General features: G+C 72.0%; 11 protein-coding genes. 10 read left to right on the forward strand and 1 reads right to left on the reverse strand.

Annotated features, from left to right (window positions below):
• The first annotated feature begins 191 nt into the window (after positions 1-191).
• The 10 genes from fmt to ACZ7L1_RS23620 all read left to right on the forward strand — a co-directional run bounded on the left by fmt (position 192) and on the right by ACZ7L1_RS23620 (position 9,887).
• Positions 192-1,127: a methionyl-tRNA formyltransferase gene (gene fmt, locus ACZ7L1_RS23575; protein WP_471439852.1), complete on the forward strand. Its 936-nt coding sequence runs from the start codon at positions 192-194 to the stop codon at positions 1,125-1,127.
• A gap of 135 nt (positions 1,128-1,262) precedes the next feature.
• The gene (locus ACZ7L1_RS23580) at positions 1,263-2,681 is read left to right on the forward strand and encodes an RsmB/NOP family class I SAM-dependent RNA methyltransferase (protein ID WP_471439853.1); all 1,419 of its coding nucleotides are present in this window, start codon (positions 1,263-1,265) and stop codon (positions 2,679-2,681) included.
• A 244-nt stretch (positions 2,682-2,925) separates the two neighbouring features.
• Positions 2,926-3,612, forward strand: a complete 687-nt coding sequence (rpe, locus tag ACZ7L1_RS23585) for a ribulose-phosphate 3-epimerase (RefSeq protein WP_471439855.1) — start codon at positions 2,926-2,928, stop codon at positions 3,610-3,612.
• Between the two features lie 78 nt (positions 3,613-3,690).
• On the forward strand, positions 3,691-4,734 hold the full coding sequence (locus ACZ7L1_RS23590) for a sugar-binding transcriptional regulator (protein WP_471439991.1): 1,044 nt from the start codon (positions 3,691-3,693) through the stop codon (positions 4,732-4,734).
• A 40-nt stretch (positions 4,735-4,774) separates the two neighbouring features.
• Positions 4,775-5,173 (forward strand): guanyl-specific ribonuclease, encoded by a 399-nt coding sequence (locus tag ACZ7L1_RS23595; RefSeq protein WP_471439856.1) that lies wholly within the window; start codon positions 4,775-4,777, stop codon positions 5,171-5,173.
• Positions 5,170-5,490: a barstar family protein gene (locus ACZ7L1_RS23600; RefSeq protein WP_471439858.1), complete on the forward strand. Its 321-nt coding sequence runs from the start codon at positions 5,170-5,172 to the stop codon at positions 5,488-5,490. Before ACZ7L1_RS23595 ends, ACZ7L1_RS23600 begins: the two co-directional genes overlap by 4 nt.
• Before the next feature lie 140 nt (positions 5,491-5,630).
• Positions 5,631-7,073, forward strand: coding sequence for a GuaB1 family IMP dehydrogenase-related protein (locus ACZ7L1_RS23605; protein ID WP_471439860.1), 1,443 nt, complete (start codon positions 5,631-5,633; stop codon positions 7,071-7,073).
• Positions 7,074-7,190: 117 nt separating this feature from the next.
• Entirely contained in the window at positions 7,191-7,745 is a 555-nt protein-coding gene (locus ACZ7L1_RS23610) for a GNAT family N-acetyltransferase (RefSeq protein ID WP_471439861.1), read from the forward strand.
• Between the two features lie 185 nt (positions 7,746-7,930).
• Entirely contained in the window at positions 7,931-9,424 is a 1,494-nt protein-coding gene (locus tag ACZ7L1_RS23615) for an amino acid permease (RefSeq protein ID WP_471439862.1), read from the forward strand.
• 10 nt (positions 9,425-9,434) lie between these two features.
• Positions 9,435-9,887, forward strand: coding sequence for an Lrp/AsnC family transcriptional regulator (locus tag ACZ7L1_RS23620; protein ID WP_471439864.1), 453 nt, complete (start codon positions 9,435-9,437; stop codon positions 9,885-9,887).
• Between the two features lie 13 nt (positions 9,888-9,900).
• On the opposite strand, the gene ACZ7L1_RS23625 is transcribed toward ACZ7L1_RS23620, so the two are convergent.
• On the reverse strand, positions 9,901-10,641 hold the full coding sequence (locus ACZ7L1_RS23625; protein ID WP_471439866.1) for a GntR family transcriptional regulator: 741 nt from the start codon (positions 10,639-10,641) through the stop codon (positions 9,901-9,903).
• Positions 10,642-10,720 lie beyond the last annotated feature (79 nt).

The raw sequence follows: 10,720 nt of genomic DNA on the forward strand, positions 1-10,720 counted from the left end.
GTCCTGTGGTCACGCTGCGGGGGCGTAAGAGCATATGCGTACGCCCCCGGCGGATGGCGTGCGCTGCGAGCCCCTGCCTGGGGCCGGGCGCGCCCCGCCACGTCCTAGACTGGTGCCGCCGCCCGCAGGCCCGGTCCGGCCGGGAGCTGTGGGTCCGTCAGAACTGCCGCCCGAGAGGCCGTCACCCACCCATGAAGCTGGTCTTCGCAGGTACCCCCGAGGTCGCCGTTCCCGCGCTGGACGCTCTGATCGCGTCGGACCGGCACGAGGTGGCCGCCGTCGTCACCCGGCCCGACGCACCGGCCGGGCGCGGGCGCAGGCTCGTCGCCAGCCCCGTCGCCGAGCGGGCGGCGGAGTCCGGCATCGAGGTCCTCAAGCCGAACCGGCCCCGGGACGAGGACTTCCTCGCACGCCTCAGGGAGATCGCGCCCGACTGCTGCCCCGTCGTCGCCTACGGCGCGCTCCTGCCCCGTGTCGCCCTCGACATCCCCGCCCACGGCTGGGTCAACCTGCACTTCTCCCTGCTGCCCGCCTGGCGCGGCGCCGCCCCCGTGCAGCACTCCGTGATGGCGGGCGACGAGATCACCGGCGCCTCCACCTTCCTCATCGAGGAGGGCCTGGACTCCGGTCCCGTCTACGGCACCGTCACCGAGCGGATCCGGCCCACCGACACCAGCGGCGACCTGCTCACCCGGCTCGCCTTCGCCGGTGCCGGACTCCTCGAGGCCACCATGGACGGCATCGAGGACGGCACCCTCAAAGCCGTGCCGCAGCCCGCCGAGGGCGTCACGCTCGCTCCGAAGATCACCGTCGAGGACGCGCAGGTCGACTGGTCCGCGCCCGCGCTGCGCGTCGACCGCGTGGTGCGCGCCTGCACGCCCGCGCCCGGCGCCTGGACCACCTTCCGCGGCGAACGGCTCAAGCTCATCCAGGTCACGCCCCGGCCCGAGGTGAAGGACCTGGCACCCGGGCGGCTGTCCGTCGGCAAGAACAACGTGTACGTCGGCACCGGTTCGCATGCGGTAGAACTGGTGTGGGTGCAGGCCCAGGGCAAGAAGCCGATGAAGGCCGCGGACTGGGCGCGCGGGGTGCGGATCGGCGCCGCGGAACCCCTGGGGGGTGTCTGACACCATCCGCCGGGGACGTGACGCGAATGGTCGGACACCCCCTGGCGGCAGCCCCCGCCGACCTCCGCGTCGGCCCCATGTTTCCCGGACGTACGCTGTAAGCGCACGCCGTCCCACAACCGGAGCACCTTTTTCGTGACCGAGCAGTCCCGCCGTCCCCGCAAGCCCGGCAAGCCCTACCGCCGGCCCCAGAAGGACCCCGTCCGTATCCTCGCCTTCGACGCCCTGCGGGCGGTGGACGAACGGGACGCGTACGCCAACCTCGTCCTGCCGCCGCTGCTGCGCAAGGCGCGTGAGAAGGGCGACATCGACGGGCGGGACGCGGCGCTCGCCACCGAGCTGGTGTACGGGACACTGCGCCGGCAGGGCACGTACGACGCCATACTCTCCGCCTGCGTCGACCGGCCGCTGCGGGACGTCGACCCGCCGGTGCTCGACGTGCTGAGCCTCGGCGTCCACCAACTGCTCGGTACGCGGATCCCCACCCACGCCGCCGTGTCCGCGACCGTCGAACTGGCGCGCGTGGTGCTCGGCGACGGGCGGGCCAAGTTCGTCAACGCCGTTCTGCGCAAGGTCGCCCAGGACGACCTCGACGCCTGGCTGGAGCGGGTGGCACCCCCGTACGACGAGGACCCCGAGGACCACCTCGCCGTCGTGCACTCGCACCCGCGCTGGGTCGTCTCCGCCCTGTGGGACTCCCTCGGCGGCGGACGCGCCGGCATCGAGGAACTCCTCGCGGCGGACAACGAGCGCCCCGAGGTCACCCTCGTCGCCCGGCCCGGCCGCTCCACCGCCGAAGAACTCCTCGGCGAGCCCGCCGCGCTGCCGGGCCGCTGGTCGCCGTACGCCGTCCGGCTCACCGAGGGTGGTGAGCCCGGCTCGGTCAAGGCCGTGCACGAAGGCCGTGCGGGCGTCCAGGACGAGGGCAGCCAGCTCGTCGCGCTCGCCCTCGCGGGCGCGCCCCTCGACGGGCCCGACCGGGCGTGGCTGGACGGGTGCGCCGGGCCCGGTGGCAAGGCCGCCCTGCTCGCCGCCCTCGCCGCCGAGCGGGGAGCCGTGCTGCTGGCCTCCGAGAAGCAGCCGCACCGGGCCGGCCTGGTGGCGAAGGCGCTGGCCGGGAATCCCGGCCCGTACCAGGTGCTCGCCGCCGACGGCACCCGGCCGCCGTGGCGGCCCGGCACCTTCGACCGGGTCCTGATGGACGTGCCCTGCACGGGTCTCGGCGCGCTGCGCCGCCGCCCCGAGGCGCGCTGGCGCCGCCGGCCCGAGGACCTCGACGGGTTCGCCCCGCTGCAGCGCTCCCTGCTGCGCACGGCCCTTGAATCCGTACGGGTCGGAGGCGTCGTCGGCTACGCCACCTGCTCGCCGCACCTGGCCGAGACCCGCGCGGTGGTCGACGACGTCCTCAAGCAGTACCGCGACGCCGAACTCATCGACGCCCGGCCGCTGCTGCCCGGCGTGCCGGACCTGGGCGACGGCCCCGACATCCAGCTCTGGCCGCATCTCCACGGCACGGACGCGATGTACCTGGCCCTCATCCGCCGCACCGGCTGAACGCGGGACGGCCCGTGCCGCTCGCCGGGCCGGGAGTCAACGGTCCGGCCGCGGGTGACGGTGAGGAACGGCAGGACCTGCCCCGACCGGCCCGGTGATGTGGTGCGGGACCATGCTGGTGAGTGCCCGGCGGGTGCGGCCGAACATGACGGTGGCCGCGCCGTCCGGTCACGCGGCGCCGAGCGATGAGTTCTGGCCGGGTACCGGCGCGAGCAACCGGAGCAGGGCATGGCAGGCTTGGGGCATGGCCGTGCAGATCAACCCCAGCATCCTGTCCGCCGACTTCGCCCGCCTCGCCGAGCAGGCGAAGGCCGTGGAGGGCGCCGACTGGCTCCACGTCGACGTGATGGACAACCACTTCGTCCCCAACCTCACGCTCGGCGTGCCGGTCGTGGAGTCCCTGGCCCGGTCGACGGACACGCCGCTGGACTGCCATCTGATGATCGAGGACGCCGATCGGTGGGCACCCCAGTACGTCGAAGCGGGTGCCTCCTCCGTCACCTTCCACGTCGAGGCGGCCGCGGCCCCGGTGCGGCTCGCTCGGGAGATCCGCGCCAAGGGCGCCCGGGCCTCCATGGCCCTCAAGCCCGCGACGCCGATCGAGCCGTACGAGGACCTGCTGCCCGAGCTGGACATGCTGCTGATCATGACGGTCGAGCCCGGGTTCGGCGGCCAGGCCTTCCTGGACATCATGCTGCCCAAGATCCGCCGCACCCGTGAGCTGATCGGCAAGCACGGTCTTCAGCTGTGGCTGCAGGTCGACGGCGGTGTCTCGGCCTCCACCATCGAACAGTGCGCGGAGGCGGGAGCGGACGTCTTCGTGGCCGGCTCGGCGGTGTACGGGGCGGCCGACCCGGCCGCCGCGGTACGTGCATTGCGCACCCAGGCGGAGCGGGCGACGGCCCGGGCCTCGTGGGCGTGCGACGAGTGAGACAACGGAACCTGAACGCCGACCGTCCGGGCTGATCGACCACGCCGGATCTGCAAGGATGAACGGCGAATGCAGAGTGTGAACAGCAGTGAGGAGATGGCCGTGTCGGGTATGTCGGCGGGCCGGTCAGCCATGCGGATGGGACCCGCTGAGCTGGTGCAGGCGGCGGCCATGGCCCGTCGCTTCTATCTCGAGGGCAAGTCCAAGATCCAGATCGCGGAGGAGTTCGGCGTCAGCCGCTTCAAAGTGGCCCGGGTCCTGGAGACCGCCCTCGAACGGGATCTCGTGCGCATCGAGATCCGTGTTCCGGCCGAGCTGGACGCCGAGCGCTCCGACGCGCTGCGCGCCCGCTACGGCCTCAGGCACGCCGTCGTGGTCGAGTCCCCGGCCGAGGCCGAGGAGTCGCCCGACCCCGAGAACCTCGGCGAGGTGGCCGCCGACCTGCTCGGCGAGCTGGTCACCGAGGGGGATGTGCTGGGCCTGGCCTGGGGCCGCTCCACCATCCACATGGCGGCGGCCCTCGACCGGCTGCCGCCGTGCACGGTGGTGCAGCTGACGGGCGTGTACGACGCGGGGACCTCCGAGCGCGGCTCGGTGGAGGCGGTGCGCCGTGCCGCCCAGGTCTCGGGCGGCGACGCCCACCCCATCTACGCGCCGATGCTGCTCCCGGACGCGGCGACCGCGGCGGCCCTGCGCAACCAGACGGGGATCGCCCGCGCCTTCGAGTACTTCGACAAGGTGACGGTCGCCTGTGTCTCCATCGGCTCCTGGGAGCCCGGTATCTCCACGGTGCACGACATGCTCACCGAGGAGGAGCGCGCCCACTACGCCTCCCTCGGTGTCGCCGCCGAGATGGCCGCGCACCTCTTCGACACCGAGGGCCGCCGGGTCGGACGGGACCTGGGGGAGCGGTGCATCACCGTCAAGGCGGACCAGCTCCGCCGTATCCCCGAGGTCGTCGCGATCGCGGGCGGGCAGCGCAAGGCGGCCGCCATCGACGCGGTGCTGCGCTCCGGGCTCGTCACCAGCCTTGTGACGGACACGGCGGCGGCGGACTACCTCATGACGGCGGGGCCGACGCCGACGCCTGCGCTGCATCGGGCGGACCCGGACGGGCCCTGACAGGACCTCCCGGCGGGGCGGCTGTGGCAGCATCGGGATCATGCTGCCCCGGTCCGTCCCCCGCCTGCTCGTGGGGCTCCTCGTCTGTCTGACCGTCCTGCTCACCGGGTGCTCGGCCACGGACACCGGCACCCGCGCGCCCGCCCCGTCGGGGGCAGGGCACATGGCCACGGTCAAGGAGAGCCGGCTCCCCGCCGAGGCCCGGCACACCCTCGCCCTCGTCGACAAGGGCGGCCCCTACCCCTACGCGCAGGACGGCACGGTCTTCGGCAACTTCGAGCACCGGCTGCCGGCACACCCGCGCGGTTACTACCACGAGTACACGGTGCCGACCCCCGGCGCGCACGGCCGCGGAGCCCGGCGCATCGTCACCGGGCAGGGCGGGGAGACCTACTACACCGACGATCACTACAACACGTTCCGGGCGGTGCTGAGATGACCGACGACCTGGCTGACCGGTTCCTGGTCACGCTCGATCTGGACGGTGTCGCCGACAAGGCGGCGTTCATGGAGCGGGTCGTGCGCGCCCTGGACCTGCCGTACTGGTTCGGCCGCAACTGGGACGCGCTCGCCGACTCGCTCACCGACGACACCGTCTGGCCCGAGCAGGCCGTCCAGCGGGGCCTGCTGCTCGTCGTCCGTGGCTGGGAGGAGTACGCGAGGGCGTGCCCCGAGGAGTGGGAGACCGCCCGGGAGGTGTTCACCGAGGCGGCGGACCAGATGCCGGGCCTGTCCGTGGCGCTGACACTTGGATGAACCTCCGAAAGCCCCTCTGACCTGCCTGGATGATTCGCCCGGGGTTCGTGGAGCGGCCGTCATGGGAGAATGAAGTACGTGCTCTTCCCCCTGGCTGACCTGTCCGGGGGCCGCCTCTGATCGACTGGGATGTGCAGCACGTGCGTTTCCTCAATGACATCCAGCCTGACTATGACCTGACCTACGACGACGTCTTCATGGTGCCGGGCCGCTCCTCCGTCGGCTCCCGCCAGGACGTGGACCTCGCCTCCCCGGACGGCACGGGCACGACCATTCCGATCGTCGTCGCCAACATGACCGCCATCGCCGGCCGCCGCATGGCGGAGACGGTGGCCCGGCGCGGCGGCCTGGTCGTCATACCGCAGGACATCCCGATCGACGTGGTCACCGAGGTCATCTCCTGGGTCAAGGGCCGTCATCTGGTGCTGGACACCCCGATCGTGCTGGCCCCGCACCAGACCGTCGCCGACGCCCTCGCGCTGCTGTCGAAGCGCGCGCACAACGCGGGTGTGGTGGTCGACGAGGGGCACCGGCCGATCGGCGTGGTCACGGACGCCGACCTCTCCGGCGTGGACCGCTTCACCCAGCTCGAAGTGGTCATGTCCAAGGACCTGCTGCTGCTCGACGCCGGGATCGACCCGCGCGAGGCCTTCAACGTCCTCGACACCGCCAACCGTCGCTACGCGCCCGCGGTCGACGAGGACGGCAGGCTCGCCGGCATCCTCACCCGCAAGGGCGCCCTGCGGGCCACGCTCTACACGCCGGCCACGGACGCACACGGCAGGTTGCGCGTCGCCGCCGCCGTCGGCATCAACGGCGACGCGGTCGGCAAGGCCAAGCAGCTGCTCGACGCGGGCGTCGACACGCTGGTCATCGACACCGCGCACGGCCACCAGGAGTCGATGATCACTACCCTCAGGGCCGTACGTGCGCTGGACCCGCAGGTGCCGCTCGTGGCGGGCAACATCGTCGCCGCCGAGGGCGTGCGTGACCTGATCGAGGCCGGAGCGGACATCGTCAAGGTCGGTGTGGGCCCCGGTGCCATGTGCACCACGCGCATGATGACCGGCGTCGGTCGTCCGCAGTTCTCCGCCGTCCTGGAGTGCGCCGCCGAGGCGAAGAAGTACGGCAAGCACGTGTGGGCCGACGGCGGTGTCCGCCACCCGCGCGACGTCGCGATGGCGCTGGCGGCGGGCGCGTCCAACGTGATGATCGGCTCCTGGTTCGCGGGCACGTACGAGTCGCCCGGTGACCTCCAGCAGGACGCCAACGGCCGGCTGTACAAGGAGTCGTTCGGCATGGCCTCGGCGCGCGCGGTCCGCAACCGCACGTCGGAGGAGTCCGCGTACGACCGCGCCCGCAAGGGGCTGTTCGAGGAGGGCATCTCGACGTCCCGGATGTTCCTCGACCCGGCCCGCCCGGGCGTCGAGGACCTGATCGACTCGGTCATCGCCGGCGTCCGGTCCTCCTGCACCTACGCCGGTGCCGGCTCGCTGGAGGAGTTCGCGGAGCGGGCCGTCGTCGGCATCCAGAGCGCGGCGGGCTACGCCGAGGGCAAGCCGCTGCACGCCAGCTGGAGCTGACACGACTCCCTTGCGCGCGGACCCTGTTGCACCGTCGGCGGAAGAGTGGAAGCCGTCGGCGTGTACGGGTGGGAAAACCGGGAGACCGCGGCGGCCGGCTCACCTACGGTCGGAAGCATGGAGATCACCGTCTGCCGGGCCGCCGACGTGGCGCTGCTGGACCGGTACATCGGCTCCGCCGGGGCCGTCTCGTTCCACGCCCGGCGGTTCGCACGGCAGGAGACGGGGCAGAGCACCTACCTCGTCGCCTGGGCCGAAGGGCGGCCCGTCGGGCACGCCGAGGTCCGCTGGAACGGCTGTGCGGCGTCGGAGGTACGGGCGGCACGGGCCGGCTGCCCCGAGATCAACGGGCTCGGCGTATGGCCCGAGGAGCTGCGCTCCCGGGGCATCGGAAGCGCGCTGATCCGCGCGGCCGAAGACCTGGCGCGCGGTCGTGGCCGTTCGGTGATCGGCATGGGTGTCGCCGCGGACAACCCGCGCGCGGCGGCCCTGTACGCGCGGCTCGGCTACCGGCCCCTCACCGGCTATGTGGACCGCTGGTCGTACGAGGACGCCGACGGTGTGGCGCACGAGTGCGCCGACCCGTGCACCTTCCTGATCAAGGAGCTGCAGGCGGCAGCCGAGAGCCCGGCGGTGCAAACATCAAAGGTCCGGCGCAACAAATCCGCGTGAGTGGTGAATGAACGCAACGATCTTGCGGAGATGCGCAAGGTTGCTGCATTACGCCCGTGAAGGCGCGGCTCATAGGGTCTGCGCTGTACGTGGCGTGGCAGGGACCCCGCTCGGCGGTCCCCGCCCCCCGGGGGTGCCGCCGGTCCCGCACGCCCCCTTGACCGGCAGCGATAAGGAGCCCACGCGTGCTCGACCAAGGCGCACCCCCGCAGTCCCGCAGTCATCCAGCCCCTGCCGGCCCCGGCCTCGGCGCGCGTCTGATGCGCCGCAAGCCGGTGGAACGCCTGGTCGCCGAGGGTGGCCAGGGCGAGGGAGGGACCCTGCGGCGGTCCCTCGGGCTGTGGCAGCTCACCATGATCAGCATCGGTGCCACGCTCGGCACCGGCATCTTCGTGGTCCTCGGCGAGGCCGTGCCGAAGGCCGGGCCCGCCGTCACCCTCTCCTTCGTGATCGCCGGTCTCACCGCCCTCTTCTCCGCCCTGTCGTATGCCGAGCTGGCGGGCACGATCCCGGTCTCCGGCTCCTCGTACTCGTACGCGTACGCAACGATGGGCGAGCTGATCGCCTGGATCTGTGGCTGGTGCCTGGTCCTCGAGTACGGCGTGTCGGTGGCCGCCGTGGCGGTCGGCTGGGGCCAGTACCTCAACGAGCTGCTGGAGGGGACCATCGGCGTCACCATCCCCGCCGCACTGTCGGCGCCGCCCGGGGACGGCGGGGTGTTCAACCTGCCGGCGCTGATCGTCGTCCTGCTCGCCATGGCGTTCCTGCTCGGCGGCGCCAAGGAGTCCGCGCGCGCCAACACCATCATGGTCGCCGTGAAGATCGCCGCTCTGCTGCTCTTCTGCCTGATCGGCATCCAGGGCTTCCGCTCCGGCAACTACGCGAACTTCATGCCGCTCGGCATGGCCGGCGTCAGCGCCGCGGGGGCCACGCTCTTCTTCTCCTACATCGGCTTCGACGCCGCCTCCACGGCCGGTGAGGAGGCGAAGAACGCGCAGCGCGACCTGCCGCGGGCCATCATGCTGTCGCTGGTCATCGTCACGGCGCTGTACGTCGTCGTCGCGGCCGTGGCCGTGGGCGCGAAGCCGTGGCGACGGTTCAACGACTCGGAGGCCGCGCTCGCCCAGATCATGAAGGACGTCACCGGGCAGACCTTCTGGGGCACCCTCCTCGCGGCCTGCGCGGTCATCGCCATCGCGAGCGTGGTCCTGACCGTGCTCTACGGCCAGACCCGCATCCTCTTCGCGATGTCCCGCGACGGTCTGGTGCCCAAGGTGTTCTCACGGGTCCACCCGAAGACCGGCACGCCCCGCGCCAACACGCTCATCGTGTCCATCTTCTGCGGTGTGCTCGCCGCCGCGATCCCGCTCGGCCAGCTCGCCGACGCCACCAGCATCGGCACCCTGTTCGCCTTCGCGCTGGTCAATGTCGCGGTCGTGGTGCTGCGCCGGACGCGTCCGCACATGACCCGCACCTTCCGGGTGCCGCTGTCGCCGGTGCTGCCCGCACTCGGCTTCGCCTTCTGCCTGTGGATGATGGGCAGCCTCTCGGCCGTCACCTGGGTGGTCTTCGGGGTCTGGATGGCCGTCGGGCTCGTGTTCTACTTCCTGTATGGCCACCGGCGGTCCCGGCTGGCCGCCGCGGACCCCGCGGGAACCGAAGTCGTCACAGAGAAGTGAACCACCCGCCTTGCTGAACGATCTCGACGAACGCATCGTGCACGCCCTCGCCGAGGACGCCCGCCGCTCCTACGCGGACATCGGGCAGCTGGTAGGCCTGTCCGCGCCCGCCGTGAAGCGGCGCGTGGACCGGCTTCGCGCGACCGGCGCCATCACCGGGTTCACCGTCCGGGTGGACCCGGGGGCCCTCGGCTGGGAGACCGAGGGGTTCGTCGAGATCTACTGCCGGCGCAACACCTCGCCGGAGACCATCCAGCGGGGCCTGGAGCGCTACCAGGAGGTCGTGGCCGCCTCCACCGTCACGGGTGAGGCGGACGCGATCGCCCAGGTCTTCGCCGCCGACATGCGCCACTTCGAGCGCGTGCTGGAGCGCATCGCGGGCGAGCCGTTCGTCGAACGGACGAAGTCGGTCCTGGTCCTGTCCCCGCTGCTGCGCCGCTTCTCCTCGGGCTCGCCCACGTGATCCGGGCGAGCGGTCACTCGGCCGTCTTGCGTGCCAGGGCGTTGTTGCCGATCGAGTTGTGCACGCTGAAGCTCACGGCGTCCGAGCGGTAGCGGTCGTCCGACCACTCCACCGGGCGGCCCTCGCGGGTGGTCGTGATCCGGCGGACCCGCAGCAGCGGGCTGGTGCGGCGGATGCCGAGCAGGTCTGCGTCCAGGGCGCCCGCAGCGACCGCGTCGATGACGTGCTCACCGTATGCGAACACCAGGCCAGTGTCGTCGAAGAGCCGCTGGGTGACGGAGGGGCAGTCCGGTTCGATGGCCTCGACCGCCGGGGTGATCCAGTCCGCGTACACGGTCCGCTCCAGCAGCACCGGCTCACCGTCCAGACCGCGCACCCGCAGGACGTGCAGCACGGGCGTTCCGGCGCGCAGTTGCAGGCGGACGGCGTCCTCCTTCGTCGCCGGGCGGTGCTCCTGCGCCACGACGTGTCCCGTCGCCTCCCGGCCCATCGCCCGCGCCCACTGCGCGAAACTGCGCAGTTCTTCGAAGCTCTGGCTGCGGCGGCTGGCCAGGACCACCCTTCGGGCACCCTGACGGGAGCCGATGAGCCCCTCGGCGGTGAGGGTCGCGACGGCCTGGCGAACGGTGCCGCGCGAGACGCCGTAGTGCGCAGCCAGCTCCGTCTCCGAGGGGAGCCGACTGCCGACTGTGTACTCCTCGCGGTCGATCGCCCGCCGCAGCTCGTCGGCGATCTCTTCGTGTCGCGCAGCCATGTTTCCTCTCTGGGTCGGTCACTGTGCACAGCGTGAGCAGCCTAATCGAGACCTGAGCGTGATCTGCAACGGTCTGGAT

It is taken from the genome of Streptomyces sp. NPDC107546 (genome assembly GCF_055639175.1).

Excerpts from the sequence above, each read along its gene's own strand:
- ACZ7L1_RS23595 (WP_471439856.1), top strand. The coding sequence starts at position 4,775 with ATGCTGCCCCGGTCCGTCCCCCGCCTGCTCGTGGGGCTCCTCGTCTGT.
- rpe (WP_471439855.1), top strand. The coding sequence starts at position 2,926 with ATGGCCGTGCAGATCAACCCCAGCATCCTGTCCGCCGACTTCGCCCGC.
- ACZ7L1_RS23600 (WP_471439858.1), top strand. The coding sequence starts at position 5,170 with ATGACCGACGACCTGGCTGACCGGTTCCTGGTCACGCTCGATCTGGAC.
- ACZ7L1_RS23625 (WP_471439866.1), bottom strand. The coding sequence starts at position 10,641 with ATGGCTGCGCGACACGAAGAGATCGCCGACGAGCTGCGGCGGGCGATC.
- fmt (WP_471439852.1), top strand. The coding sequence starts at position 192 with ATGAAGCTGGTCTTCGCAGGTACCCCCGAGGTCGCCGTTCCCGCGCTG.
- ACZ7L1_RS23610 (WP_471439861.1), top strand. The coding sequence starts at position 7,191 with ATGGAGATCACCGTCTGCCGGGCCGCCGACGTGGCGCTGCTGGACCGG.